Raw genomic sequence first — 26,041 nt, 5'->3', positions numbered from 1 at the left:
GTTATTCAAATACAACCATTCAGTTTCTGGAATGTTGAGCCGGCATCAGCGCCTTTGCCCTGAAAAAGCAATCATCTTAAACCCCTACCAGCGAAAATATGACTGCCTCCTCCCCTAGAATTTGCCAGAGTTGTTCCAAGTCTCCTTTGGACCAATCTGTTCCTGAACATCCCAATGTTCGACGATCTTCCCGCCCTTGAGCCGGAACAAGTCAAAGACAGCCCAATCGTCCTCGTCTTGTTTTACATGGCTAAAAGCAACCACAAAATTTCCTTGGCCGAGTAGTCGGTGAACTTTGACGTAATGCGCAGTTTTTCCTCCATTCGCCACCTCTCCAAGATGCCTGGAGAAAGCTTCCAATCCGTCGGCTATGTCTGGGTTGTGCTGATCGTATTGGTCGGTCGATATGTAGTCATTCACAAGATCGGTGCGTCCGGCCATCAGGACATTGTCGATGAACCCTCGCACCACGGTCTTGTTGGCCTCGGTCAGGTCGAGATCTTCGATTTCGGTTGGGCCATCCACCATGCTGCGGCCCGAGACGGTTGGCCATTTATACGCGGCAATCACATCCCAATGCTCGACGATTTTACCGTCGTCGTTGGTATCAAAGATATCGGCCGTTACCCACTGGGCTTCACCGTTGTTGAGGCTTTGATACACATGCACGAAGACGAAGCTCCCATCCTCGATGGTGCGCAGAACCTGAATGTCGTGCACCGGATTCCGCTCAAGAAAAGGTGTGAAGAACTCGATGAAACCTTCTTTACCATCACGTACACCCGTTGAATGTTGCGTGTAGCGATCGCCGGTATATTTATCGAGCGCTTCGACCATTTTGCCATCACGAATGCCTTCCAGATAAAGGCCCTTGGCATTTGCCACGCGGATACTGTCAGTCACGATATGTACTCCCGTTTCACTGTTTGGTTTTAGCCAATACCTAAAATGCTCAACAACGCGTCACGGCCAGACCAGGCTACGATAGCGGACAAGGTGCCTGTGACCATGGCAGGAACGCCTTCTTTCCAGGTGTCCCAGATCAGATGACACCCAATGGCGCCGATGGACGTGCCAAGAATTGCCAACGCGCCCAAGGTTCCGACCCAGGATCCCTGAAACCAGATCGCGATTGCGCCAAACAATTCAACCACGCCAACCAAGGCCATGATCTGCCGGTTCAACCCGTATTTGATGAACATCGCCAGTTGGGTTTCGAAAATGAACTTCTGCCAGCCGAAGATCTTGATCGAGCTTGCAAAAAGGAAGAAGAGAGACAGCAATCCGACAAACACAGTCTGGCCTTCGCCCGCAAGTCTGATGGCCATTTCTTTTCCGAAGCCGCTGCTGGCCCCTGTGATCAGAATATTCATCTATCCGTTCCTCTGGTGGTCGAGAGGGAAATGGCACTCAATGGACATGATTGGAAATAATCACTATTTCTTCATAGTATGAATGAAATTGATGGAATTGACCTCAATCTACTGAAATCTCTACAAGCCCTCATCTCGGAACGGCATGTCGGGCGGGCTGCGCAGCGAATGAGCGTAACGCAACCTGCCATGAGTCACACTCTGGCAAGATTGCGCCGCGTGTTTGACGACCCTCTGTTCGTCAAACAAGGGCGCGAAATGGTGCCAACAGCGCGCACTCTGGACCTTGCGGCGCGGTTGAACACGATCCTTTCTGAGATCAGCGTACTGACCGCACCGGTGACGTTCTCACCTGAAAACGCACGCGCAACTATTCGAATTCATGCTCATGATTTCATTGCAACCAGTTTCCTTGCAAACGCTGTTCGGCGTATTCGAGAGCAAGCACCAGGGATCGTGTTCGAAATTCACAGCTATTCGGATCACAGCTACCAGATGCTCGACTCCGGTGATGCCGATTTGATCATTGGCGCAGGGCTTCAGGCAAATCCGAAGTTTCTTCAAAAGCTGCTACTGCGCGAGCGCCTTGTGTGCCTATTGGACCGAACCCACCCAGCGTTGAACAGCTGGAATGCCGAGACGATCTTTCTATATCCACATGTCCGGCTGAGCCTCATGGCCAAACAAGATGATCCAATTCACCTTTTTGGCAAGGCTCAGGGTTTGCCCCCACGCCAGGTTGGGCTGGTGACGGATAGTCTGCATCTGCAACCAGCCTTCCTGGAAGGAACAAATCTAATCGCTTTTGTACCGGAGACGCTCGCCCAAGCCGCAGCCATCAACGGAAATCTAGTCACGCGTGATTGCCCTTTTCCCCTGCCGGAATTGGGGGTACGCGCAATTTGGCATGAGCGAGACGCGCGATCCCCCCTTCTCAGCTGGATCCGCAGCCAGCTGGATGTTTAATCGCTCACGCTGTCGGTTTTTGAGGTTCCCTACAACTCCTCAGAAATCCAAATTCTCGACACTCAGCGCGTTTTGCTGGATGAACTCGCGGCGGGGTTCGACCACATCGCCCATCAGCTTGGTGAACAGGTCATCCGCCTCGACCATATCGTCCACGCGAACCTGCAACAGCGTGCGCGCGTCCGGGTCCAGTGTGGTTTCCCATAGCTGGTCGGGGTTCATTTCGCCCAGACCTTTGTAGCGTTGCAGCGACAGGCCCTTTTCGCCCTCTTCCAGAATCGCGCGCAGCAGATCCAGGGGCCCGTGGATGGCTTGCATCCTGTCGCGGCGGATCAGGGTGGCTGGGGTGTTGTAGACCTCTTGCAGGCTTTGGGTGAAGCCGCCGGTCTTGCGCGCCTCGCCCGAGCGCAGCATGGGGCCGTCCAACGTGCGGACCTCTTCGACGCCGCGCAGGATGCGGGCCAGACGGATGCCGTGATCCTGAGTGATCCGGCCCTGCCAGCCGCGCTCGTATTCTAGCGCGATCAGATCAAGACGCGCCGCAACCTTGTCGGCAACGCCCTGCAGATCGGCATCCACCGCGCCGGGCACAAAGGCCCCGGCAACGGCGGCTTGTTCCAGAATGTGGCGCGGATAATGCGTCGGGAAGGCGTCCAGCACGCGTTTCAACTGCCGCGCCTCGTCAACCACGCGGGTCAGGTCCTGACCGATGATCTCCTCGCCCGAGCCGAGTTTCAGCACCGCGCCCTCGACGCCCTGATTGATCAGGTAATCATCCAGCGCCGCCTGATCTTTCAGGTAAACCTCTGATTTACCGCGCGAAACCTTATAGAGCGGCGGCTGCGCGATATAGAGATACCCGCCTTCGATCAGCTCCGGCATTTGCCGGTAGAAGAAGGTCAGCAGCAGCGTCCGGATATGCGCGCCGTCCACATCCGCGTCGGTCATGATGACGATCTTGTGGTAGCGCAGCTTTTCGATGTTGAACTCATCCCGGCCAATGCCAGTGCCCAGCGCCATCACCAGATTGCCGATTTCCTGCGAGGACAGCATCCGGTCAAACCGCGCGCGTTCGACGTTCAGGATCTTCCCGCGCAGCGGCAGAACCGCCTGCGTCAGCCGGTCCCGGCCCGTTTGCGCCGAACCACCAGCTGAGTCCCCCTCGACGAGGAAGACTTCGGTCTTGGATGGGTCTTTTTCGGAGCAATCCTTCAGCTTGCCAGCCAGATAGTTCACGTCCATCGCGGTCTTGCGGCGGGTCAGTTCGCGGGCTTTGCGCGCCGCTTCACGGGCAAGGGCGGCCTCGATGATCTTGCCGACGATGGTCTTGGCCTCGTTCGGGTTTTCCTCGAACCATTCGGCCAGTTTTTCGTTCATCAGACCTTCGACCGCCGGGCGCACTTCGGAACTGACCAGCTTGTCCTTGGTCTGGGATGAGAATTTCGGATCGGGCACCTTGACCGACAGCACACAGGTCAGGCCCTCGCGCGCGTCGTCACCGGTAAAGCTGACCTTTTCCTTCTTCGCAATCCCGCTGGACTGCGCATAGTTGTTGATGGTCCGCGTCAGCGCGCCGCGGAAGCCCGCCACGTGCGTACCGCCATCGCGCTGCGGGATGTTGTTGGTGAATGGCAGCACCGTTTCGTGGTAGCTGTCATTCCACCACATGGCGATTTCCACGCCAATGTCATCGCGCTCACCTTTGATATAGATCGGTTCGGCCATCGCCGCCGTTTTGGAGCGGTCCAGATATTTGACGAACTCCTTGACGCCGCCCTCATAGAACAGTTCGGTTTCCAGCCGTTCGGCAGGGCGTTCGTCGATCAGGATGATGCGCACGCCCGAGTTCAGGAAGGCCAGTTCGCGCAGGCGTTTTTCCAGCGTCTCAAACGAGTATTCCAGGTTCGAGAACGTGTCGGTCGAGGCCAGGAACCGCACCTCGGTCCCGGTGCGGTCGCCGCATTCCTCGACCACCTTCAGATGCTCGGCCGTCTCGCCGCCTTCAAACCGGGCAACGTGTTCCTTGCCGTTCCGCCAGACGCGCAGTTCCAGCCAGTCGGACAGCGCGTTCACCACCGAAACGCCAACGCCGTGCAACCCGCCCGACACCTTGTACGAGTTGCTGTCAAACTTACCACCCGCGTGCAGTTGGGTCATGATGACCTCGGCAGCGGACACGCCTTCCTCGGGGTGAATATCCACCGGAATTCCGCGCCCGTTGTCACTGACCGAGACGCTGGAATCGGCGTGGATTTTCACCGTCACATGGTCGGCATGACCGGCCAGAGCCTCATCGATCCCATTGTCGACAACCTCATACACCATGTGGTGCAGACCCGAGCCATCATCCGTGTCCCCGATATACATACCGGGACGCTTGCGAACAGCTTCTAACCCTTTGAGAACCTTGATGGAATCCGCGCCGTATTCCTGTGGTGCCTGTGCGTCTTCGGACATTCAGTCAGTACCTATATTATTTTGATAACTTATACGTTTTCTGGTGGGGATTGTCACGCGCTACCCCCACATTTTGTGCCATTCGCTGCCGATCGCGAAAGGTCAAAGCCTGTCCAGATCAGCCGCGATATCCGAGGCGATAGCAACGGCGTCCACGTCTCTGCGCTCAGCTGACAGACGCAGCCCCAAAAGGTCGGATTGGTAGCGCGCGGCCAACCGTTCGGGATCATGCTCGGGCCCGATCTCCTCGTCCATTTGCGCGCGCCGAAACAGGGCGGCAAAACATGCTTTCATCTCGGCCATATAGGCACCTGCCCGATCCGCCAAATCGTGATCCTTCGCCTGCAACTCGGCATAGGTTTTGGCCAGCATGCAGGCTTTGGCTGGCATATCCGCCGCCTCGATCACCCGAAACGGCTGCGCCTTCAGCGCGCCTTTTGGCCCAAGCTCCTCAGCCAGCACCTCAAGCCGCGCGATGCCGTCCTGCGTGTAGCGCTTCAATGCCAGCGCATACAGCGCGTCTTTCGACCCAAAGGCTGCATAGAAACTGCCGGGTTTCAGCTTCAATTCACGCTCAAGATCTTTCAGCGAGGTCCCCGCCCATCCCTGACGCCAGAACATATCCCTGGCCTGCGCGATCAGCGCGTCTCGGTCATATCCGGGTTTTCTTGGCATTCTCTTCACCATTTCTTGAACGATTGCTCAAATATATACTTGAGTGATTGCTCAAGAAACCCTATTTCTGCCTTATCGCGCCAGAAACAGGAGTTTTGACATGGCAAACTTCCCCTCTCATGACCTCGAAACCGCCCCGGAAGGGTCCAAACCACTGCTGGAAAAGTCGCAGGCTGCCTTTGGTCGTCTGCCGGGCCTGCACAAGGTGATGTCTGAAAGCCCGCAACATCTGGAAGGCTATCAGGTTCTGCATCACCTGTTCATGCAGACCGATTTCGACAATGACGAGAAAACCGTGGTCTGGCAGACCATCAATGTGGAGAACGAGTGCCATTACTGCGTCCCGGCCCATACAGGCATTGCCAAGATGATGAAGGTCTCGGATGAGATCACCGAGGCGCTGCGCAACGAAACCCCGCTGCCATCGGCCAAGCTTGAGGCGCTGCGCAGCTTCACCCTGCAGATGATGGAAACCCGCGGCAACGTCACCAACGCACAGATGCAGGCATTCTTTGACGCAGGTTACTCGCACCGCGCGGTTCTGGACGTGGTTCTGGGTCTGGCGCAGAAAACCATGTCGAACTACGTCAACCACATGGCACAAACACCGGTCGACGAAGTGATGCGCGGCTTCCTGTGGGAACGTAAAGTCAGCGAACCCGCCTAAACGACGACCGAGCCCGCGTCGCCTTCGGTGACAACCAGCGTCTGGGCCCGGTCCCCCAATTCCGCAAACAGTTCAGGCCCGGTGCCCGTCATCCAGGCCTGAGCCCCCAGCGCGCAAATCTCATCATACAGCGCCGCCCGTCGATCCGCGTCCAGATGCGCGGCCACCTCATCCAGCAACACAATGGGCGGGGCCCCGACCATCCCGGCCAGCGCCCGCGCATTCGACAGGATCAGCGAGACAAGCAACGCCTTCTGTTCACCAGTCGAGCAATCCTTGGCCGGCACGCCCTTGGCCGCAAACACTCCGTACAGATCAGACCGGTGAGGCCCCACCAAAGTCCGCCCCGCCGCCAGATCGCGAAACCGGCTTTCGTTGAGCGCCTCTCGCAGGTCGTCTGCTGTATCTGGCATCGCACCTTCGGTCTGCACCAATTCCAGATCAGCCGACGGAAACGCCGTCTCTGCCTGGTCCTGCGCCACGCGCAGATGATCCAGCGCCGCCAACCGCGCTGCGTGAATGCGATACCCGGTTTCGGCCATCTGTCCTTCCAGCGCGGCGTACCAATGGGCATCGCGCACCTGCTCTTTCAGCAGGCGATTCCGTTCCCGCATGGATTTTTCATAAGTCAGGGATGCCTCAGCATGCGAGGGATCAAAACTCAGCGCGATCCGGTCCAGAAACCGCCGCCGCCCCTCGGCCCCCTCGATCCACAGCCGATCCATCGAGGGGATCAGCCAGACAACCCGCGCCAGCTTGCTCAGATCAATCTGACTCGCCGCCTTGCCATCAATCCGAACCTGCCGCGCCGCGCCACCCTCGGACCAGGTCTCGATCTCGTAGCGTTGCCCCTGCGCCTGCAACAGCCCGGACAGCTTCCAGCCCAGCGCCTCGGGCCGCCGCGTCATCTCGGCCGCGCTCGCCCGCCGCATCCCGCGCCCAGGCGAAAACAGGGACACCGCTTCCAGAATGTTGGTCTTCCCGGCCCCGTTCGGCCCATGAATCGCCACAGGCCGCCCATCCAAAGACAACCGCGCCAGCTTGTGAGACCGAAAATGCGAGACCGTAAGCTCGGTCAGGGCCAATCCCATGACCCCTCCCTTCTTCTGTTCAAAAATACCTCCGCCGGAGGCATCGCGCGCCAGCGCGATCAGACGCGCATCGGCATGACAACGTAAACCGCGCTTTGATCATTGCCTTCACGCATCAGGGTCGGATCACCGGCAGAATTGAACAGGAACACTGCATTCTCACGATCGACCTGAGACGCAATCTCCAACAGATATTTCGCGTTGAATCCGATCTCCAACCGCTCATCGCCATAGGCCACGGCCAGTTCTTCTTCGGCCGCGCCGCTGTCCGGGGCATTGACCGACAGCACCAGTTTGTCACCGTCCAATTGCAGCTTCACCGCGCGCGAGCGTTCGGATGAAACCGTTGCCACCCGATCCACGGCCTGAGCGAATTCAGCCGCGTCCACTTCCAATTTGCGAGTATTGCCCTGCGGAATAACGCGGGTGTAGTCGGGGAAGGTGCCGTCAATGACCTTTGAGGTCAACGTGATGTCGGGCGTCGCAAAACGCACCTTGGTTTCGCTGACCGACACGGCGATGTCCATCTCGTCATCGTCCAGCAGTTTGCGCAACTCACCCACGGTCTTGCGCGGCACGATCACGCCGGGCATGTCCGCCGCCCCATCCGGACAATCCGCGTCGATCCGCGCCAGTCGGTGACCATCGGTAGCCACGCAGCGCAACACCTTGCTGCCGTCGGAGCCATCCGTGACATGCATGTAAACGCCGTTCAGGTAATAGCGCGTCTCTTCCGTCGAGATCGCAAATTTAGATTTGTCGAACAGCCGCCGCAGCAGCGCCGCCGAGGCCGTAAAGTTCGATTGATATTCCGAGGACGCCATCACCGGGAAATCCTCTTTCGGCAATGTCGCCAGCGAGAAATTCGAGCGACCCGCCTCAACCGTCAAACGGCCCGCAGCGCTGTCCGCCGTCAGTGTCACCAGCGCCCCGTCAGGCAGTTTGCGCACAATCTCATGCAGCGTTGTGGCCGCCACTGTGGTCGCCCCGGCCTTCTCGACCTGCGCCGGAGCCTTGTCGACCACTTCGATATCCAGATCGGTGGCGCGGAACTGAACCTGATCGCCTTCGGCCTCGATCAGCACATTGGCCAGGATCGGAATTGTGTTGCGACGTTCGACAACCGATTGGGCCTGCGAAACGGCCTTGAGAAGGGTGCCGCGTTCGATGCTGATCTTCATACCCTCAATTCCTCTGACTTAAGTGCCGAAATGGGCGGGACTGGCACGTTAGCGGTTCAGCCCTGTGGCACAAGGATTTTTTACGGATTTCTGGGTTGGAAAACCCATTCGGTCAAGGGGCGCGTTGTGCTGTGGACACAGTTCATCCGCGACCGTGGACAATTGCGCACAAGAAAACGCCCCGGAACCCAAGTCCCGAGGCGTCTCTGAGTGGTTTTAGGGGTAAACCTCAGGCTTCCAGCGCGCGACGCAGCATTTCCACGTCTTCCGCGATCTGGCCATCCGTCACTTTCAGCTCTTCGATGCGTTTGACACCATGCATGACCGTGGTGTGGTCGCGCCCGCCAAAGCGGCGCCCGATCTCGGGCAGGGACCGGCTGGTCAGCTGCTTGCACAGATACATCGCCACCTGACGCGGACGCGCGTAAGACCGCAGGCGTTTCGGACCGATGATGTCGGACAGACGAATGTTGTAATAATCCGAGACTTTGCGCTGAATCTCTTCGACGGTGATCTTGCGCTCCGATGCGCGCAGCACATCGGCCAGACAATCCTGCGTCAATTCCATATCGATCTCACGCCCGACCAGCGAGGCGAAGGCAAAGAGACGCGTCAACGCGCCTTCCAGCACCCGAACATTGGTCGAGATGCGATGGGCGAGGAATTCAAGCACGCCATCCGCGATAACCAGATCCGGATAGGTGCTGATATGCTGCTGCACCTTGTTCTGCAGGATGCCCAGACGCAGTTCATAATCGGTCGGGTGCAGATCAACGACCAGACCACATTGCAGGCGCGACTTCACGCGCTCTTCCAGATCCTTGATTTCACCGGGGGCGCGGTCGGCCGAGATGATGATCTGCTTGTTCTGATCGACCAGCGCGTTGAATGTGTGGAAGAATTCCTCCTGCGTCGAATCCTTCCCGGCGATGAACTGCACGTCATCGACCATCAGCACATCGACCGAACGGAACAGATGTTTGAAATCCATCATCCGACGCTCGCGCAGGGCCTGAACAAAGCGGTACATGAACTGTTCCGCCGACAGGTACAGCACATTCAGTTCGGGATGCTTGGTTTTCAACTCCCACGCAATGGCGTGCATCAGGTGCGTCTTACCCAGACCGACACCCCCATACAGGACCAGCGGGTTGAACGTCACCGGCCCGCCCTCCGAGACGCGGCGCGCAGCGGCATGGGCCAATTCGTTCGGCTTGCCGACGACAAAGCTGTCAAAAGTAAAGCGCGCATCCAGCGGTGCGGCCTGAAGGGAATCCAAGGCCTCCTGCGCAACATCTGATCTGGCAGCAGGCGCTTCTGCCACAGGCTCGGGATCGGCCTGAGGGCGCGCAACGGGATTGGGGCGCGCCGGCGTATTTGCGGCAACACGGAAATCCAGGCGCTGCACGGATTCGCCCGACGTGTTCAGTTCATACAAAATGAGGTCGGCAAAGTTTTGGCTTACGTAATTGCCCATAAAGTTTGTCGGCACGGAAAACACCGCCACACCGTCCTGCAGCTCTTCGAACTCCAGCGGTTCGATCCAGGTCGTGTAGTTGTTCCGGCCAATCACCTTAAGCAATTTATTACGCAGTAGTCCCCATTTCTCTTGTGTCATCAAGCGCCTCACGCATCCCATTCTTTATTGGCCTGTCGGCCTTATTCATACGGATCCGGTAACCCGGATTACGAAAACACACGCACAGGGATACGGTGCGCCGGACCGAGTAGTCCGGCGGGTTATTCGCCCGAATGTCAGTACTGCCAGGTTCAGACGCCAAACAAAACAACAGCGTCCGGCAAACCGGGTGGCACATCGCAAACACATTTTTTTAGACAGGGCCCGGATCAGCGGTTATCCCGAGATCCATGGCAGATCGGCAGCCCGGCCAAGGCCGGTCAACGACGCTAGCTCCTCAATCATCCTGATGCCCGTCAGTCTGACCGAGGAAACAGCCTGTCCCCCCAAGCGAGTGAATCGCTGTAACAGTGGTAGCAAGATGAAATGGGTCGCGGCAACGAAACTCTGATATTGACTCGGCTCTTTGGCCGAAAGAATCTCTCGGTTTCGTGAGGGCGCGGTATTCCGGCAACACGTGAAAAAGGCGCCGCTGCCCGCGACGCCTTTCAATTTAGTTCAGCCTTTCTGACATGACCCTAGGTCACCCAAAAAGCTTAACCCAGTGCTTTGACGCGGGCCGACAGGCGCGACATTTTGCGGGCTGCGGTGTTCTTGTGGAAGACGCCTTTGGTGACACCGCGCATCAGCTCGGGCTGAGCGGCGCGTAGGGCTGCGGTGGCCGCGTCCTTGTCGCCGGATGCGATCGCTTCTTCAACTTTGCGCAGGTAGGTGCGGATGCGCGAACGACGCGCTTTGTTAACGGCGAAACGCTTTTCGTTCTGACGTGCGCGCTTCTTTGCCTGGGGCGAGTTAGCCATGTGTTTCTTGACCTTTGTTCGGTACGGTTATCTTGGGTTGCGCGCCACGGATATATCCGCACCGGATCAGAAATCACGAGTGTGAGTCGGGCCAAGCGGGCCGCACGCGCATGTATAGCGGCGCTAGTTATCCAAGTTTGCGGTCTTTGCCAAGCCGATTCTTTACCGGCGCATAGCGGCCATGAAAAAAGGCGGGCCGGGCCCGCCTGTTTCGAATGCTCCGCTGGTTTACTTGTCGCGGAACTGGGCTGCGCGTTTTTCCAGGAAGGCGGCCATGCCCTCTTTCTGGTCTTCGGTCGCAAACATCGAGTGGAAGACGCGACGCTCGAACAGCATCCCTTCGTTCAGCGGCAATTCATAGCTGCGGTTCACCGCTTCCTTGGCGGCAATCGCGGTCAGCTGCGATTTCTCGGCAATCTTCTGGGCTGCGCCCACAGCCTCTTCAATCAGCTTCTTGGCCTGAACCACACGGCTGACAAGACCTGCGCGCTCGGCCTCTTCGGCGTCCATGAAGCGGCCGGTCAGGTTCATGTCCATCGCTTTCGACTTACCCACAAAGCGGGTCAGACGCTGCGTGCCCCCCAAGCCTGCGATGACGCCCAGATTGATCTCGGGCTGGCCGAATTTGGCGGTATCGGCGGCAATGATGAAGTCACACATCATCGCCAGTTCGCAGCCCCCGCCCAACGCATATCCCGCAACGGCGGCGATGATTGGCTTGCGGATGGCTGTGACGCGGTCGTTGGCGTCAGCAAACAGATTGGTGTTGAACACATCGACAAAGCTCATCTCGGACATTTCCTTGATGTCCGCACCGGCGGCAAAGGCTTTGTCCGAGCCGGTGATCACGATGCAGCGCACTTTGTCGTTGCGGTCAGCGTCTTCCAGTGCATCGCACAACTCACCCAGCAACTGAGTGTTCAGCGCGTTCATCGCGTCCGGTCGGTTGAGCTTGATAAGGGCGACGTGGTCTTCGATTTCGACGATGATCGTCTCAAAAGCCATGAGGTGAAAGCTTCCGGTTGTTCCGTTCAGATACGAGTCATTATCACGCGCAAAAGCTGGATCAAGTTATCTTTGGCATTGCGCGCAATAGAAAGTTGAGCGACCGGACTGGGTGATTCTCTTGATCCGGGCGCTACACCCTTCGGTCCGGCAGGGTTCGCCTTCGCGCCCGTAGACATCAAAGCTGTGCTGAAAATATCCAAGTTCTCCATCGGCTTGGCGGAAATCGCGCAGCGAGGATCCGCCTGCGTCTATGGCGTCCTGCAACACCTGCCGGATGATCGGCACAAGACCCGAGACACGTGCCGAAGAAATTTGCCCCGCTTTGCGACGTGGCGACACCTTTCCGCGATACAAAGCCTCGCAGACGTAAATATTCCCCAACCCGGCAACGATTCCCTGATCCAGCAGGGCGGATTTCACAGGTGTGTTCTTGCCCCTGAACGCGTCGATCAGGTGCTGTTCGTGGAAATCATTCCCCAACGGTTCCGGCCCCAGAACCGCCAGCAGCTTATGTGCCTCGGCGGTGGCCGTCGGCAGCAGGTCCATCGCCCCGAACCGGCGCGGGTCGTTGAAGGTGACGCGCGCACCGTTGGCCATGTGAATTACAACATGGTCGTGTTTCTCAGGCATCGGATGGTCATGCACAAACTGCCCCAGCGGATCGCCCGAAACCGTCATCCGCCCGGACATGCCCAAGTGAATAAGCAACGTCTCACCGCTGCTGAGATCGGCCAGAATGTATTTCGACCGCCGCCGCAACCGCTCTACCCGCTGCCCGGTCAGCCGTTCGGCCATCCGATCCGGGAAAGGCCAGCGCAGATCGGGTCGGTTCACATGCGCGCGCTCGATCACCACCCCTTCCATTGCAGGGCTCAGGCCGCGTTTTACTGTCTCGACCTCGGGCAATTCGGGCATTAGATGGCTCCTATTCCAAAGGGCCGCATTGTGCCCGCTTCTTATGGCCCTATAACAGAGGCGAAATTCGACGAACGGCAAGGCAAATGTCCGACACCAACGACAAGACCACTCATTTCGGGTTCGAAACCGTGCGCGAGGTTGACAAGGCCGGGCGCGTACAGGGCGTGTTCAACTCGGTCGCCTCGAAATACGACGTGATGAACGATGTCATGTCGATGGGCATTCACCGGGTCTGGAAAGACGCGATGATGGACTGGCTGGCCCCGCGCCCCGGTCAGCGCCTGCTGGATGTGGCGGGCGGCACCGGCGATATTTCCTTCCGGTTCCTGAAGCGCGCGGGCCACGGCCACGCGACCGTTCTGGACCTGACCGAGCCGATGCTGGTCGAAGGCCGCCAACGTGCCGAGGCCGATCAGATGTCGGACAGCCTGAACTGGGTGGTGGGCGATGCGATGGCCCTGCCGTTCGAAGACAACACCTTTGACGTCTACACCATCTCATTCGGCATCCGGAACGTCACCCGCCCGCAAGAGGCCCTGAACGAGGCGTTCCGCGTCCTCAAACCCGGTGGTCGCCTGATGGTGCTGGAATTCAGCCAGTTGCCCAATGACGGGCTGCAGAAACTCTATGACCTCTACAGCTTCAACGTCATCCCGCGCATGGGGAAGCTGATCGCAAACGACTATGACAGCTATCAGTATCTGGTGGAATCGATCCGCAAATTCCCTGATCAGGACACCTTCTTGACCATGGTCCGCACCGCAGGGTTTGAAAACGCCAAGTACCGCAACCTCAGCATGGGCATCGCCGCGCTGCATTCCGGCTGGAAGATTTAATGCGCGGCCCTCACAACATTATACGCCTGATCCGTACAGGCGCCACGCTCGAGCGCACAGGCGCCATGAACGTGGTGCTGGATGCGTTCGAGGCGCCCAAATCGCTGCGTTTCGTCGCCCATGCTTTGGGAAAACCCTTCCAGTGGCTGGGCTACAAGGGCGACCCAGATATGCCGCCCGCCACCCGCGCCCTTACCGCCTTGGGTCCGGCCTACATCAAGTTCGGGCAGGTCTTGTCCACCCGGCCTGATGTAGTGGGCAATGAACTGGCCGCTCAGTTGCGCGTTCTTCAGGACAAGCTACCGCCCTTTTCCAAATCCGAGGCCTTGGCCGAAGTTGAAAAGGAACTGGGCCAGCCCGTCGCCGAGATATTCAGCGATTTCAGCGAACCCATCGCTGCCGCCTCCATCGCGCAGGTCCATAAGGCCAAGCTGGTCAGCACCGGCGAAGACGTCGCCGTCAAGGTTCTGCGCCCGGGGATCGAGCGCGCCTTCCGCAAGGATGTGGACGCCTTCTATTTCGCTGCCCGCATCGTGCAACTCTTTGCCCCCGGCGCGCGCCGCCTGCGGCCCATGGAGGTCATCGAACATTTCGACGGCGTGGTGCGCGGCGAGTTGGACCTGCGTCTGGAAAGCGCCGCCGCCTCGGAGTATGCGGCCAACACCAAAGACGACGCAGGCTTCTGGCTGCCCCCCGTGGTATGGTCGCTGTCGGCGCGGCGGGTGATGACACTCAGCTGGGCGGATGGCATCCCGCTGGGCGACAACGACGCGCTCGACGCCGCAGGCCACAACCGCCGCGATTTGGCGGAACGCGTGTTGCGCATGTTCCTGCTGCACGCCCTGCGCGACGGATTTTTCCATGCCGATATGCATCAGGGCAACCTGAAGGTCGCCGCAAACGGGGACATCATCGCCTATGATTATGGCATCATGGGCCATATCGACGAATATACCCGCCGGGTCTATGCCGAGATCCTCTTTGGCTTCATCCGCCGCGACTATAAACGCGTGGCCGAAGTCCATTTCGAGGCCGGATACGTCCCCGCCGACCGGGATGTCGATGAATTCGCCCGCGCCCTGCGCGCCGTGGGCGAGCCCATCTTCGGCATGGACGCCTCGCATATTTCGATGGGCCGCCTGCTGAACTACCTGTTCGAAGTCACCGAGCGCTTCGGCATGGAAACCCGGACCGAACTGATCTTGCTGCAGCGCACCATGGTCGTCGTTGAGGGTGTGGCCCGCTCACTAGACCCACATATGAACATCTGGGAAACCGCCCGTCCCGTGGTCGAGGATTACATCAAGCAATCCATCGGTCCCCGCGCGGCGTTGCGAGATTTCGGCAAGACGGCAATGGTACTGGCCCGGTTCGGCCCGCGCCTGCCATCACTGGTCGAAAACGCCCTGATCGCCCAGACGCAAAAAGACGAACCCCAAAAATCGCCGCTTTGGTCCGCCGCCCTACCGGCAACCATAGGCGCCGCAGCAGGCGCGGCGCTTGTCTTGCTGCTCAACGCGCTCAGCTAAAACCAACCCGCCCGCTTCATCTGGCCAGAAATATCCTCGGGGGGAATCGCGCCAGGGCGCGATGGGGGGCAGACAGCCCCCCTGCCCGGCTTCAGATCAAAGCCGCTCGATGGCGATGGCGATCCCCTGACCACCACCAATGCACATGGTGATCAGACCTTTGGACCCACCTGTGCGCTCCAGCTCATAAAGCGCCTTCAGAGTGATAATCGCACCGGTTGCACCCACCGGGTGACCCAGCGCAATTGCGCCGCCATTGGGGTTCACTTTCGACGCGTCCAGTCCAAGTTCCTGATTGACGGCCAGCGCTTGCGAGGCAAACGCCTCGTTGCTTTCGATGACGTCGAAATCCTCGGCCGACAGGCCGGTCTTTTTCAGCAGGTTCTGAACCGCCGGAACCGGACCGATGCCCATCACTTCGGGGCGAACGCCAGCATGGGCGTAACCCACCACGCGTGCTTTGGGCTTCAGACCGGCCTTCTCAGCCGCATCCGCCGTTGCCAGTACCATTGCCGCCGCGCCGTCATTAATGCCCGAGGCATTGCCCGCCGTTACCCGGCCATCTTTCTTGAATACGGGGCGCAGCCCGGCCAGCACCTCAAGCGAGGTCGCCTTGGGATGCTCGTCCACCTTGAAGTCAACCATATCGCGCTTGACCTTCAACTGCACCGGGGCGATCTGGCTGTCGAACAGACCGGCCTCAATCGCCGCTGCCGCGCGGGTTTGGCTGGTCATAGCGAACTCATCCATCTGCTCGCGGCTGATCTGATGTTCGTCAGCCACGTTCTCTGCCGTCACACCCATATGGCCGGTGCCAAACGGGCAGTTCAGCGCGCCCAGCATCATGTCTTGCGAGGAAATGTCGCCCATCTTCGCGCCCCAGCGCGCCTGCGGCACGATATACGGGCTGCGCGACATGCTCTCGGCCCCGCCCGCGACGGCAAATTCGGCATCGCCCAGCATCAGCGACTGAACCGCCGAAACAATCGCCTGCGCACCGGATCCGCACAGACGGTTCACGTTCATCGCAGGTGTGCTGTTCGGAATACCGGCCTGCATCGCAGCGACGCGCGACAGGTACATATCCCGCGGCTCGGTGTTGATCACATGACCAAACACCACGTTGCCGATCTGGGCCCCCTCGACGCCCGAACGCTCCAGCGCGGCCTCGGTTGCCACGGTCGCCAGATCGATCGGCGCGGTCGAGGCCAGGGCGCCGCCAAAGGTGCCAATTGCGGTGCGGGCACCATCAAGGATTACGATATCGGTCATGGATCTCTCCTGCTGAATTTTGGCTGCAGTATGCACATGCAGAAAGATACTGTCGCGTAGGACGTCCCGTCACGGTCGGAATTGACATCTGTCCGCTCAAGCCGCAAGGATTCCGTCATGACGGAAAACACAGACGATATCCTGAACCTGCTGCCCGCGCGGTTGAAAGAGGCGCGCCGGGCCAAGGGCCTGTCGCTGGAAGCGGTCGCCAATCTCAGCGGCGTCTCGCGATCCATGGTCAGCCAGATCGAACGGGGCGAAAGCAGCCCCACGATCTCGACCCTGTGGAACCTGACCCGCGCGCTGCAGGTGGATTTTGCCGGTCTTTTGGAGGGGACCAAGACCGCCGACCAGATCGAAGTGCTCAGGAAATCCGAGGTGCCCAGCATCGACAATATGGGCCAGAACTGCCGTATCCGCATCCTGTCCCCGCCAGAAGAGGCCGGCGGGCACGAGGTCTATGACATTCAGTTCGACGCAGGCGGCGCGCTGAACAGCCAGCCCCACGCACGCGGCGCGCGTGAACAACTGACCGTGCTGGACGGCGCGGTCAAAGTCACCTCGGGCAGCGCCGTAACCGAGCTGAGACAGGGCGACACTGCCCGCTATGCGGCAGATATCGCCCATTCCATCTCGGCCAGCGCACCGGCCCGGGTCTTCCTGATCGTAAAGAACGCTTGAAACCGGCAAATTTCCGCCTTCACGGATATTTTTCCTTCATACTGTAATTCCCCTATTTGGGAAATTCCTCCGTTATGTTAGATATGCGACTCAGGTTGAACGGAGGCCGCCATGGCAGATGCATTCCTGTCCCATATCACGGACACCCTCGCGCAGATCGAAGCGGAAGGCCTGTATAAGCGCGAGCGCATGATCACCTCGCCTCAGGGCGGTGAGATTACTGTGGGCGACAAACAGGTCATCAACCTGTGCGCCAACAATTATCTGGGTCTGGCCGATCACCCCGCGCTGATCGAGGCCGCCCAGGGCGCGATGGGGCCGAAAGGGTTCGGCATGGCCTCGGTCCGGTTCATCTGCGGTACGCAGGACATTCACCGTGAGTTGGAACAGAAGCTGGCGCAGTTCCTAAACAAGGACGATGCGATCCTGTTCGCCGCCTGCTTTGACGCGAACGGAGGGCTGTTTGAGCCTTTGTTAGGGCCTGAAGACGCGATTATTTCAGACAGCCTGAACCATGCCTCGATCATCGACGGGGTGCGCCTGTGCAAGGCGAAACGCTATCGCTATCTGAACAATGACATGAACGACCTCGAAGCCTGGCTGAAACAGGCGCGCACGGACGGGGCGCGGCATATCATGATCGCTACTGACGGTGTGTTTTCGATGGATGGCTATCTGGCCAACCTGCCGAAGATCCGTGAACTGGCCGATAAATACGACGCATTTGTCATGGTCGATGACTGCCACGCCACCGGCTTCATGGGGCCGAACGGGGCCGGAACACCGGACCATTTCGGCGTCGATGTGGATATTCTGACGGGAACATTGGGCAAGGCACTTGGGGGGGCAATCGGCGGTTATATCGCTGGGCCGCAGCCGGTGATCGACCTGCTGCGGCAGCGGGCGCGGCCCTATCTGTTCTCTAACTCGCTGCCGCCTTCGATCGTCGCTGCCGGGCTTGAGGCCATCCGTCTGGTCGAACAGGGCGACATGCTGCGCAAGCAACTGTTTGGCAACGCGAAATACTGGCGCGCGGGGCTGGAGAAACTGGGTTTCGATCTGCTGCCCGGCGAACACCCGATCATCCCGGTGATGCTGGGTGAGGCAACGCTGGCGCAAGAGATGGCATCGCGCCTGTTTGACCAGGGCGTCTATGTCTCGGGCTTCTTTTTCCCCGTTGTCCCGCGTGGGCAGGCGCGGATCAGGACGCAGATGAATGCGGCTCTAACCAAGGGCGATCTGGATCGCGCCTTGGCCGCCTTCGGCAAGGTCGGCAAAGAACTGGGGGTGATTTGATGCGCCCCAACACAATGAAAGCACTGGAAAAGTCCAAACCCGGGGAAGGGTTGTGGATGGTGCAGGCCCCGGTGCCTGAGATTGGCCCCGACGAGGTTCTGATCCGCGTCAACAAGACCGGCATCTGCGGCACCGATATCCATATCTGGAACTGGGACGACTGGGCCGCCGCCACGGTGCCGATCCCGATGATCACCGGCCACGAATTTGCCGGTGAGATCGTCGAGATGGGCGGCAACGTGACCGGGCTTGAGATCGGTCAGCGCTGCTCGGGCGAAGGGCACCTGATCACCACCGACAGCCGCCAAAGCCGCGCGGGCAAGTTCCACCTCGACCCCGGCACGCGGGGCATTGGGGTGAACGAACAGGGGGCCTTTGCGCAGTACCTGAAACTGCCCGCCTTCAACGTGGTCCCCCTGCCCGACGATGTACCGGACGAGATCGGGGCGATCCTCGACCCGCTCGGCAACGCCGTACACACCGCGCTCAGCTTCGATCTGCTGGGCGAGGATGTGCTGATTACTGGCGCAGGCCCCATCGGCATCATGGCCGCCGCCGTTGCCCGCCATGCGGGCGCGCGGCACGTGGTAATTACTGACATCAACCCCGACCGCCTGAAACTGGCCGAGCATGTGGTGCCAACCGTGCGCCCCGTCGATGTTTCCAAGGAGGATCTGGAGGACGTCATCACGGAGCTTGGCATGGCGCAGGGGTTTGACGTGGGTCTTGAAATGTCCGGCTCGCAAGCCGCGCTGGACCAGATGGTCGAGGCGCTGGTGATGGGCGGCAAGATCGCCCTGCTGGGCATCCCGCCCGGCAAATCCCCCGTGGACTGGTCCCGGATCGTGTTCAAGGCCATCACCATCAAGGGCGTCTACGGGCGCGAGATGTTCGAGACCTGGTACAAGATGATCGCCATGTTGCAGAACGGTCTGGATGTCAGCCGCGTCATCACGCACCAGATGAAGGTCGATGATTTTGCCGAAGGCTTTGCCGCAATGAAATCCGGCCAATCGGGCAAGGTGGTGCTGGACTGGACCTGACGCTCTGGCCTCATGCCAATTCAGACCCTAAACATAGGGAAACGCAGGTGTTGGGAGACGCATATGAGCGACAAGGACAGGTATCTGGAACGCGGGATCGAAGAGACTCTGGTCACCGATTTCGCGCAGACCCACCGCAAGAGTTACGGTGATTTCCTGCAGCTCAAGACCCTGCTGAACCTGCAAAAGACCTTTCAGGACCCTGCGCAGCCGGATGAGATGCTGTTCATCATCATCCATCAGGTCAGCGAGTTGTGGCTGAAACTGATGCATCACCAACTGGTCGAGGTGCGCGGCTTTCTGCAACAGGACGCGTTTGGCCCGGCGATGAAGAACCTCGACCGTGTCAAGGCGATCCAACGGCAACTGATCGCCGCGTGGGAGACGCTGCTGACCATGACCCCGGCCGATTACATGACCTTTCGGCAGGCGCTTGGCAGTTCGTCAGGCTTTCAAAGCTATGGCTATCGCCAGATCGAGTTCATTCTGGGCAACAAGGATGCCTCGACCCTGAAGGTTCACGCCCATGACGAAAAGGTCATGCAGGTGCTGAATGCCGCCCTGTCCAAGCCGTCGCTGTACGATGAGGTTCTGTTCATGCTGGCCCGTCAGGGGTTCGACGTGCCGCAAGACTTGCTGGACCGCGACTTTGCGCATCCCTATTCGGGCGACAGCCGTGTGGTGAAAATCTGGGTGCAGGTGTTCCGCGACACGGACCGGTATTGGGACCTGTATGCGTTGGCCGAAAAGCTGATGGATGTGGAATCCCTGTTCCAGCGCTGGCGCTTCGATCACGTCACAGCGGTCGAGCGGGTGATCGGCAACCAGCCCGGCACCGGAGGGTCCAGCGGTGTCTCTTTCCTGCGCAAGGCCTTGGATTTGCGCTTTTTCCATGATCTCTACGATGTGCGCACCGAATTGATGTACAAGGATCAGGAGTAAGAGATGCTGTATCGGGGTTTCACTCAGACCGAGTTGGATCAGGAATATTCCCCCCGGTCGATGATCGGCGGCGACCTGACGCCCTATCTGGACAGCTACGCGGCGCTGAGCGCGCAGTATCGGGCGCAGATGGAGGTGCGGGAAAACCTCGCCTATGGCGACAGCCCCACGCAGGTTCTGGATTTCTTTCCAGCAAAGGGTGCCGGGGCACCGCTGCATGTGTTCATTCACGGCGGCTATTGGCAGGCACTCAGCCAGCGCGAGTCGGCGATAATGGCCCCGGCACTGGTCGAGGCCGAACACTCCTTTGCGACGTTGAATTACACGCTCGCCCCGGATGCTCGGATCGGCGAGATGGTTGAAGAATGCCGCGACGCGTTGCTGTGGCTGGCCGCACAGGCCGAAACACTTGGGTTTGACCCCTCGCGGATCACCTTGTCAGGGCACAGCGCCGGGGCCCAGCTGGTCAGCATGGTCATGGCGGGTTCCGCCAACGATCTGGCCCGCGCCGGGCTGCGGGTACGCGATGTGATCCTGATCAGCGGGGTCTACGATCTGGAGCCGATCAGCCTGACCCCGGTAAACGACCCGCTGCAACTGACACCGGTCGAGGTCAACGACCTGTCCCCGATCCGCCACCTGCCCCGCCCTGGCCCACGCTACCACGTGACCGTGGCCGAGCGGGATACACCCGAGTTCATCCGCCAAAGCCGCGATTACGCCGAGTTACTGCGCAAGGCCGGGCATTCGGTTGGCTTTGATTTGAAGAAGGGGATGCAGCATTTCGATATCATCATGCATCCGGGGACGTTTTTGCCCGTGTCTCGATAGTCACAGGTGTTGGACGGCAGACGGATTTGGTCCTTGCGCCACAGACCAAAGCAACCACTTTGAACCCCACATGACTTGTGAAACTGGGTATTCCCGGTTCGAACACAAAGGGCTCGCTCTGTAGTTTCAAGAACGAGTGACAGGCGGTAGTCCGTTGCCTGCATTTGTTCTCGTCGCTACATTGATCGAGTTTAGTGAGTTGAAGGGGGGTATCAAATGCAAAAATTGCTGACCATGTTGGTGTTACTACCTCTGTATTTCACGGTTCCAGTGTCAGCTGACACGCCAAAGGGATTTAAGGAAGCAACGTTTCAAGGAAGCAGCCCAAAACTGAATGGTAACGAAGTTATTTTCACGCTTTTGCCAGGTCAATGTAGCTCAAAGAACTACGGCGATGGTCGAGGAGAAAGCGATTGCAAAAATGGAAACATCCGATCGCAAATTAACGCAAAAAAGTATGCAAAACTCGGCCAAACGGTGGAATACAGTTTAGATTTTTGGATAGAGCCGGGGTTTCGATATAGCAAAGGCAACGTTCCCAGAAGCAAACTTACGCTGATGGAATGGCAGCGGATTAACACGATAAAAAACCACATCTACGTCTTGCATCTTGACTCCTCGGGTGGCGCTAAATTCGAAGACAGAACGTGTTTTCCACCGTCCCGCTTCGGACGATGGGTGTCATTTAAAATGCGTGTCAAATGGTCAAAAAATAATGACGGCTTCATGGAAGTGTTTTGTGAAGGGAAACGCATCTTTGCACTGAACGGTCAGAATGCAATTCCTCCCGCCTGTGGAACCAAAGCGAAACAACAATGCCATTTAGACAAAATGGACTTGCGTCCTCCGATACAGTGGCAAGTGGGTCCAAAGCTGAATGGTTACGGGACTGCCTATAAGCAGAGCGGAAAAAAGTCGCCTTTTCGACCCTGGCCAAAGGATGGTCTGACAATGAAGGTACGTAATCTGTACTATGGTCGCCCCAAGAAGTGAGACAGTTCGAAGGCGTTGGGACATTTAAAGTGTGATCGGCAGCTTTGTTCGCAAAGCTGGCGTGTGTTTCTTATTGGCGAATGCGGATCCTCTGCGGAAAGCCCATTCCAACATCTTTTGATACAACTACGGTCAGCTTCAAAATCCCCGCTTTTCAGGCTATGACATCAGACAACTGAAACAACTCCAACGCAACGAATTGAAACCTCACCCCCCCACCATACGGCCTGCACAAGCGAAGGATGCCAGTGGATTGGCAGCCTGCATTGACGCGGCCTATGCCAAATACGCCGACAGGATCTCCGATTTACCCAAAGTTTCCGAGGGCTGCGCCGAGGACATTGCGGATAATCAGGTTTGGGTCGCCGAGCAAGGCGATGAGATCATCGCCGGCATCGTTCTTGTTGCCAGTGACAGCTTCATCAAGCTGGCAAATCTGGCGGTCCATCCCGACCATGGTGGGCAGGGATTGGGACGGAAGCTGATCGAACTTGCGGAAGCCGAGGCCAGACGGCAGGGGTTTGATGAGATGCGTTTGAACACCCATGTCGATATGCCCGAAAACGTTGGGCTGTACGAGCATCTGGGATGGGTTGAGGTGTCCCGAAGCACCAACACCGTCTCAATGACCAAGCACCTGACGCACGATCAACGCTAAAAGCTCTCAGCGATCCACAAAAAAAGCGGCCCAAAAGGGCCGCTGTTTTTGGTTTTAAGGCAGGACCGGATCAATCCAGCGTGCGGGTGACCTCTTCGCGTTCGAAGATCTCGATCACGTCGCCTGCGCGGATGTCGTCGTAGTTCTCGAACGCCATACCGCATTCCTGACCCGACTGAACCTCGGCCACTTCGTCCTTGAAGCGCTTGAGCGTCTTCAGCGTGCCTTCGTGGATCACCACGTTGTCGCGCAGCAGGCGGACGCCTGCGGAGCGGCGGGCAACGCCTTCGGTGACCAGACAGCCGGCAACTTTGCCGACGCCTGTGACCTTGAAGACTTCGCGGATCTCGGCGTAACCGATGAACTTCTCGCGGATCTCGGCGCTCAGCAGGCCCGATGCGGCGGCTTTGACGTCGTCCACGAGGTCATAGATCACCGAGTAGTAACGGATCTCGACACCCTTCTGGTTTGCGGTGTTCCGGGCCGAAGCATTGGCACGCACGTTGAAGCCAAAGATCGGAGCGCCCGAGGCTTCGGCAAGGCCGACATCCGTTTCGGTGATCGCACCAACGCCCGAGTGCAGAACGCGCACGCGCACTTCGTCGTTGCCGATCTTTTCCATCGCCTGAACGATGGCCTCGGCAGAACCCTGCACGTCCGCTTTCATCAGAATCGGCAGTTCGGTGACGTTTTCGTCTTCCTTGGCCTTCTGCATCAGCTGCTCAAGGGTGGTCGCGGCACCAGCAGCAGCGCGTTTGTCCTTGGCGGCTTGCTCACGATAGGCGGCGATTTCACGGGCCTGCGCTTCGGTCTCGGTCACGTTCAGAACGTCGCCCGCTTCGGGTGTACCGTTCAGACCCAGAACCTCGACCGGAACCGAGGGGCCAGCTTCTTTGACGCGGTCGCCCTTGTCGTTGATCAGCGCACGGACCTTACCGTACTGCTCACCCACAACGAAGATATCGCCCTGACGCAGCGTGCCGTTCTGAACCAGAACGGTGGCGACGGGGCCGCGGCCCACATCCAGCTGCGCCTCGATCACGGCACCCTGGGCGGCGCGGTCGGGGTTGGCTTTCAGTTCCAGAATCTCGGCCTGCAGCGCGATGGCTTCCAGAAGTTCATCAAGACCCTGGCCGGTGATGGCAGAGACTTCGACGTCCTGCACTTCACCCGACATTTTCTCGACGATGACTTCGTGCTGCAGCAGATCAGTGCGCACCTTGTCCGGGTTCGCATCCGGCTTGTCGACCTTGTTGATCGCCACGATCATCGGCACTTCGGCCGCTTTGGCGTGGTTGATCGCCTCGATGGTCTGCGGCATCACAGCGTCGTCCGCAGCAACAACCAGAACCACGATATCCGTCACCTGAGCCCCGCGCGAGCGCATCGAGGTAAAGGCCGCGTGGCCCGGCGTATCCAGGAAGGTCAGCGTGGTGCCGCCATCGGTTTTCACCTGATAAGCGCCGATATGCTGGGTGATGCCCCCGGCTTCGCCTGCCACAACCCGCGCATCGCGGATCGCATCCAGCAGCGAGGTTTTGCCGTGGTCGACGTGACCCATGATAGTGATGACCGGCGGACGCGGTCTCAGATCTTCGTCGCTGTCTTCGACCTCTTTGATGACGTCTTCAACGTCCGAATCCGAGACGCGGGTGACCTTGTGGCCAAACTCTTCGATGATCAGTTCTGCGGTGTCGGCGTCGATGGTCTGGTTCTGCGTGACCATCATGCCCATCTGCATCAGCGATTTGACAACGTCAGCCACACGTTCAGCCATACGGTTGGCCAGTTCCGAGACCATGATCGCCTCGGGCAGCTGCACGTCGCGGATTACCTTTTCGCGCTCGACCGTGCCACCCATGGCTTTCTGACGCGCACGCTCCTGCTTGCGCTTCATCGCCGCCATCGAACGCTGGCGGTTGCCTTCGCCACCCGTGGCCTGACCCAGAGTCAGCTTGCCCGAACGGCGGTTGTCGTCACGGCCCTTGCCGCGACCGCGCTGTTCACGCTCGCGATCCTGCTTGCGCGGGGTCGCTGCGGGGGCCGGTTTGCTTGCCGGAGCCCGGGCCGCTTTGGGTTCTTCCGGCGCCGGGGCAGCCGCCGCTCGTTTGGCGGCCTCTTCGGCCTCTTTGCGCTTGCGGTCTTCTTCCTCGGCCTTGGCGCGGGCGCGTTCTTCGGCCTCGCGCTGTTCGCGCTCCTTGGCCTCTTGCTCGGCACGGCGGCGGGCGCGTTCTTCTTCCCGCGCCTTTTCAGCAGCCTCGCGGGCGGCAGCCTCTTCGACCTCACGCGCCTTTGCGGCTTGCAATGCCTTCATCCGGCGCGCCATTTCGGCATCCGAGATTCCTGCCGGACGACGCGACGGATCACCCGAAGGCGTTGCACCGCCACTCGGCTTGCTGGCACCCGGCTTGGGGACCACCACGCGTTTGCGTTTGGTTTCCACCACGACATTCTTGGTGCGTCCGTGGCTGAAACTCTGTTTCACATTTCCGGGGCGTGCCCCGCCACGAAGACCCAATGTCTTTTTGCCGTCATTATCGCTCATAAAGCTTCTTACCCTTCCGTGCGGCCCCTGCCGCCGTCATCCGTTTCGCGCAAGCCACGCAGGCGCTGCGCTTCCTCTACAACACGTTTGGCGAGTCCGCCAGAGGCCAAGGCCGCATGAATCACGGTTTGGCGCCCAAATGCCTGCCCTAATTCATCAGCAGTCAGCCAACCGATGTATTTTCCAAAGTGCGGCGTGCTGAGTTTCGACTTGCCGCGCCCCGATCCATCAGAGGCCTGAATCAGCACCTGGGCCTCTTCCCGGTCCAGCCACGTCTTGACCTTTTCATAGCCCGCAACCGCATCACCGGATTTGCGGGCCAGACTCAACAGCTCGATCACCCGGCGCGCAACCTGCTTTTCCACCTCGGCGGTCAGGTCGGCGGGCACAGTGACCTGCGCCTTGAACCCGCGGGAAAACAGTTTCTTGCCAACGGCCTTGTCCAAAGCGGCACGATCCGCCGCCACATAGACCCCGCGCCCCGGCAGTTTCGCCGCGACATCCGGATAGACCTGACCGTCCGGGCTAGTGACAAAGCGGATCAGCCCGAATTTTGGCTGCACCTCGCCCGTGGCAATGCACTTGCGCTCAGGCCCTTCGGACCGATCCTTATGGACGCCACCGCGACCCATGTCAGCCA

At 59.1% G+C, this 26,041-nt stretch carries 24 protein-coding genes; 11 read left to right on the top strand and 13 right to left on the bottom strand.

Translation table 11 applies throughout. From position 1 onward, the window contains the following. Positions 1-114: 114 nt before the first annotated feature. Together ACR0MO_RS18840 and ACR0MO_RS18835 are read right to left on the bottom strand one after the other, a co-directional pair. Positions 115-903, bottom strand: a complete 789-nt coding sequence (locus ACR0MO_RS18840; protein WP_480892756.1) for a nuclear transport factor 2 family protein — start codon at positions 901-903, stop codon at positions 115-117. Between the two features lie 29 nt (positions 904-932). Next, on the bottom strand, positions 933-1,373 hold the full coding sequence (locus ACR0MO_RS18835; RefSeq protein ID WP_480892753.1) for a DoxX family protein: 441 nt from the start codon (positions 1,371-1,373) through the stop codon (positions 933-935). A gap of 78 nt (positions 1,374-1,451) precedes the next feature. Here ACR0MO_RS18835 and ACR0MO_RS18830 point away from each other — a divergent pair, with 78 nt between their 5' ends. Beyond that, the gene (locus tag ACR0MO_RS18830; RefSeq protein WP_170524379.1) at positions 1,452-2,339 is read left to right on the top strand and encodes a LysR family transcriptional regulator; all 888 of its coding nucleotides are present in this window, start codon (positions 1,452-1,454) and stop codon (positions 2,337-2,339) included. 39 nt (positions 2,340-2,378) lie between these two features. Here ACR0MO_RS18830 and gyrB read toward each other — a convergent pair whose 3' ends face one another. Together gyrB and ACR0MO_RS18820 are read right to left on the bottom strand one after the other, a co-directional pair. Continuing rightward, positions 2,379-4,796, bottom strand: a complete 2,418-nt coding sequence (gene gyrB / locus ACR0MO_RS18825) for a DNA topoisomerase (ATP-hydrolyzing) subunit B (protein WP_480892750.1) — start codon at positions 4,794-4,796, stop codon at positions 2,379-2,381. A gap of 102 nt (positions 4,797-4,898) precedes the next feature. Continuing rightward, on the bottom strand, positions 4,899-5,471 hold the full coding sequence (locus ACR0MO_RS18820; protein WP_480892745.1) for a TetR/AcrR family transcriptional regulator: 573 nt from the start codon (positions 5,469-5,471) through the stop codon (positions 4,899-4,901). Between the two features lie 100 nt (positions 5,472-5,571). Here ACR0MO_RS18820 and ACR0MO_RS18815 point away from each other — a divergent pair, with 100 nt between their 5' ends. Next, positions 5,572-6,138: a carboxymuconolactone decarboxylase family protein gene (locus ACR0MO_RS18815; protein ID WP_480875134.1), complete on the top strand. Its 567-nt coding sequence runs from the start codon at positions 5,572-5,574 to the stop codon at positions 6,136-6,138. On the opposite strand, the gene recF is transcribed toward ACR0MO_RS18815, so the two are convergent. The 6 genes from recF to mutM form a co-directional block, all read right to left on the bottom strand. Next, positions 6,135-7,229, bottom strand: coding sequence for a DNA replication/repair protein RecF (gene recF, locus ACR0MO_RS18810; RefSeq protein WP_170624737.1), 1,095 nt, complete (start codon positions 7,227-7,229; stop codon positions 6,135-6,137). The two genes, ACR0MO_RS18815 and recF, sit on opposite strands and share 4 nt — an antisense overlap. A gap of 59 nt (positions 7,230-7,288) precedes the next feature. Then, complete coding sequence (dnaN, locus tag ACR0MO_RS18805) at positions 7,289-8,410, bottom strand: DNA polymerase III subunit beta (RefSeq protein ID WP_170455727.1); 1,122 nt, start codon at positions 8,408-8,410, stop codon at positions 7,289-7,291. 229 nt (positions 8,411-8,639) lie between these two features. Beyond that, positions 8,640-10,028 (bottom strand): chromosomal replication initiator protein DnaA, encoded by a 1,389-nt coding sequence (gene dnaA / locus ACR0MO_RS18800; RefSeq protein ID WP_170634440.1) that lies wholly within the window; start codon positions 10,026-10,028, stop codon positions 8,640-8,642. 557 nt (positions 10,029-10,585) lie between these two features. After that, positions 10,586-10,849, bottom strand: a complete 264-nt coding sequence (gene rpsT, locus ACR0MO_RS18795) for a 30S ribosomal protein S20 (protein ID WP_039541017.1) — start codon at positions 10,847-10,849, stop codon at positions 10,586-10,588. A gap of 228 nt (positions 10,850-11,077) precedes the next feature. After that, a complete protein-coding gene (locus tag ACR0MO_RS18790) occupies positions 11,078-11,854 on the bottom strand; it encodes an enoyl-CoA hydratase (protein WP_170455731.1) in 777 nt (258 codons plus the stop codon). A gap of 66 nt (positions 11,855-11,920) precedes the next feature. After that, a complete protein-coding gene (gene mutM, locus ACR0MO_RS18785) occupies positions 11,921-12,772 on the bottom strand; it encodes a bifunctional DNA-formamidopyrimidine glycosylase/DNA-(apurinic or apyrimidinic site) lyase (protein ID WP_480892742.1) in 852 nt (283 codons plus the stop codon). An 86-nt stretch (positions 12,773-12,858) separates the two neighbouring features. Between mutM and ubiE the strand changes: the two genes are divergently transcribed. Continuing rightward, positions 12,859-13,611, top strand: coding sequence for a bifunctional demethylmenaquinone methyltransferase/2-methoxy-6-polyprenyl-1,4-benzoquinol methylase UbiE (gene ubiE / locus ACR0MO_RS18780; protein WP_480892739.1), 753 nt, complete (start codon positions 12,859-12,861; stop codon positions 13,609-13,611). After that, positions 13,611-15,140, top strand: coding sequence for a 2-polyprenylphenol 6-hydroxylase (gene ubiB / locus ACR0MO_RS18775; protein WP_480781863.1), 1,530 nt, complete (start codon positions 13,611-13,613; stop codon positions 15,138-15,140). Before ubiE ends, ubiB begins: the two co-directional genes overlap by 1 nt. 96 nt (positions 15,141-15,236) lie before the next feature. On the opposite strand, the gene ACR0MO_RS18770 is transcribed toward ubiB, so the two are convergent. Further along, positions 15,237-16,412, bottom strand: coding sequence for an acetyl-CoA C-acyltransferase family protein (locus ACR0MO_RS18770; RefSeq protein WP_480892736.1), 1,176 nt, complete (start codon positions 16,410-16,412; stop codon positions 15,237-15,239). Between the two features lie 117 nt (positions 16,413-16,529). Between ACR0MO_RS18770 and ACR0MO_RS18765 the strand changes: the two genes are divergently transcribed. The 7 genes from ACR0MO_RS18765 to ACR0MO_RS18735 all read left to right on the top strand — a co-directional run bounded on the left by ACR0MO_RS18765 (position 16,530) and on the right by ACR0MO_RS18735 (position 22,856). Then, complete coding sequence (locus ACR0MO_RS18765; RefSeq protein ID WP_170634446.1) at positions 16,530-17,093, top strand: XRE family transcriptional regulator; 564 nt, start codon at positions 16,530-16,532, stop codon at positions 17,091-17,093. 111 nt (positions 17,094-17,204) lie between these two features. After that, positions 17,205-18,389 carry a glycine C-acetyltransferase gene (locus ACR0MO_RS18760; RefSeq protein ID WP_480892733.1) on the top strand — a complete coding sequence of 395 codons (1,185 nt, stop codon included), beginning with the start codon at positions 17,205-17,207 and terminating at the stop codon, positions 18,387-18,389. A 14-nt stretch (positions 18,390-18,403) separates the two neighbouring features. Then, a complete protein-coding gene (gene tdh / locus ACR0MO_RS18755; RefSeq protein ID WP_480586118.1) occupies positions 18,404-19,432 on the top strand; it encodes an L-threonine 3-dehydrogenase in 1,029 nt (342 codons plus the stop codon). Between the two features lie 63 nt (positions 19,433-19,495). After that, entirely contained in the window at positions 19,496-20,374 is an 879-nt protein-coding gene (locus ACR0MO_RS18750; RefSeq protein WP_170455747.1) for a tryptophan 2,3-dioxygenase, read from the top strand. Between the two features lie 3 nt (positions 20,375-20,377). Beyond that, positions 20,378-21,205, top strand: coding sequence for an alpha/beta hydrolase (locus ACR0MO_RS18745; RefSeq protein WP_170455749.1), 828 nt, complete (start codon positions 20,378-20,380; stop codon positions 21,203-21,205). 216 nt (positions 21,206-21,421) lie between these two features. Then, entirely contained in the window at positions 21,422-22,198 is a 777-nt protein-coding gene (locus ACR0MO_RS18740; protein ID WP_170524342.1) for a polysaccharide lyase family protein, read from the top strand. A 253-nt stretch (positions 22,199-22,451) separates the two neighbouring features. Beyond that, on the top strand, positions 22,452-22,856 hold the full coding sequence (locus tag ACR0MO_RS18735) for a GNAT family N-acetyltransferase (protein ID WP_480586006.1): 405 nt from the start codon (positions 22,452-22,454) through the stop codon (positions 22,854-22,856). A gap of 70 nt (positions 22,857-22,926) precedes the next feature. Here ACR0MO_RS18735 and infB read toward each other — a convergent pair whose 3' ends face one another. Then, a complete protein-coding gene (infB, locus tag ACR0MO_RS18730; protein ID WP_480892728.1) occupies positions 22,927-25,401 on the bottom strand; it encodes a translation initiation factor IF-2 in 2,475 nt (824 codons plus the stop codon). Positions 25,402-25,409: 8 nt separating this feature from the next. Continuing rightward, on the bottom strand, positions 25,410-26,033 hold the full coding sequence (locus ACR0MO_RS18725; RefSeq protein WP_480892725.1) for an RNA-binding protein: 624 nt from the start codon (positions 26,031-26,033) through the stop codon (positions 25,410-25,412). Positions 26,034-26,041: the final 8 nt, after the last annotated feature.

The organism is Ruegeria sp. K5 (assembly GCF_056531805.1).
The sequence above is the reverse complement of the archived record's forward strand: the minus strand, read 5'-3'. Positions and strand labels throughout refer to the sequence as shown.

Bases quoted from the DNA above. Each gene is read 5' to 3' on its own strand.
- ACR0MO_RS18835 (WP_480892753.1), bottom strand. From the start codon at position 1,373: ATGAATATTCTGATCACAGGGGCCAGCAGCGGCTTCGGAAAAGAAATG.
- ACR0MO_RS18830 (WP_170524379.1), top strand. From the start codon at position 1,452: ATGAATGAAATTGATGGAATTGACCTCAATCTACTGAAATCTCTACAA.
- gyrB (WP_480892750.1), bottom strand. From the start codon at position 4,796: ATGTCCGAAGACGCACAGGCACCACAGGAATACGGCGCGGATTCCATC.
- ACR0MO_RS18820 (WP_480892745.1), bottom strand. From the start codon at position 5,471: ATGCCAAGAAAACCCGGATATGACCGAGACGCGCTGATCGCGCAGGCC.
- ACR0MO_RS18815 (WP_480875134.1), top strand. From the start codon at position 5,572: ATGGCAAACTTCCCCTCTCATGACCTCGAAACCGCCCCGGAAGGGTCC.
- recF (WP_170624737.1), bottom strand. From the start codon at position 7,229: ATGGGATTGGCCCTGACCGAGCTTACGGTCTCGCATTTTCGGTCTCAC.
- dnaN (WP_170455727.1), bottom strand. From the start codon at position 8,410: ATGAAGATCAGCATCGAACGCGGCACCCTTCTCAAGGCCGTTTCGCAG.
- dnaA (WP_170634440.1), bottom strand. From the start codon at position 10,028: ATGACACAAGAGAAATGGGGACTACTGCGTAATAAATTGCTTAAGGTG.
- rpsT (WP_039541017.1), bottom strand. From the start codon at position 10,849: ATGGCTAACTCGCCCCAGGCAAAGAAGCGCGCACGTCAGAACGAAAAG.
- ACR0MO_RS18790 (WP_170455731.1), bottom strand. From the start codon at position 11,854: ATGGCTTTTGAGACGATCATCGTCGAAATCGAAGACCACGTCGCCCTT.
- mutM (WP_480892742.1), bottom strand. From the start codon at position 12,772: ATGCCCGAATTGCCCGAGGTCGAGACAGTAAAACGCGGCCTGAGCCCT.
- ubiE (WP_480892739.1), top strand. From the start codon at position 12,859: ATGTCCGACACCAACGACAAGACCACTCATTTCGGGTTCGAAACCGTG.
- ubiB (WP_480781863.1), top strand. From the start codon at position 13,611: ATGCGCGGCCCTCACAACATTATACGCCTGATCCGTACAGGCGCCACG.
- ACR0MO_RS18770 (WP_480892736.1), bottom strand. From the start codon at position 16,412: ATGACCGATATCGTAATCCTTGATGGTGCCCGCACCGCAATTGGCACC.
- ACR0MO_RS18765 (WP_170634446.1), top strand. From the start codon at position 16,530: ATGACGGAAAACACAGACGATATCCTGAACCTGCTGCCCGCGCGGTTG.
- ACR0MO_RS18760 (WP_480892733.1), top strand. From the start codon at position 17,205: ATGGCAGATGCATTCCTGTCCCATATCACGGACACCCTCGCGCAGATC.
- tdh (WP_480586118.1), top strand. From the start codon at position 18,404: ATGAAAGCACTGGAAAAGTCCAAACCCGGGGAAGGGTTGTGGATGGTG.
- ACR0MO_RS18750 (WP_170455747.1), top strand. From the start codon at position 19,496: ATGAGCGACAAGGACAGGTATCTGGAACGCGGGATCGAAGAGACTCTG.
- ACR0MO_RS18745 (WP_170455749.1), top strand. From the start codon at position 20,378: ATGCTGTATCGGGGTTTCACTCAGACCGAGTTGGATCAGGAATATTCC.
- ACR0MO_RS18740 (WP_170524342.1), top strand. From the start codon at position 21,422: ATGCAAAAATTGCTGACCATGTTGGTGTTACTACCTCTGTATTTCACG.
- infB (WP_480892728.1), bottom strand. From the start codon at position 25,401: ATGAGCGATAATGACGGCAAAAAGACATTGGGTCTTCGTGGCGGGGCA.
- ACR0MO_RS18725 (WP_480892725.1), bottom strand. From the start codon at position 26,033: ATGGGTCGCGGTGGCGTCCATAAGGATCGGTCCGAAGGGCCTGAGCGC.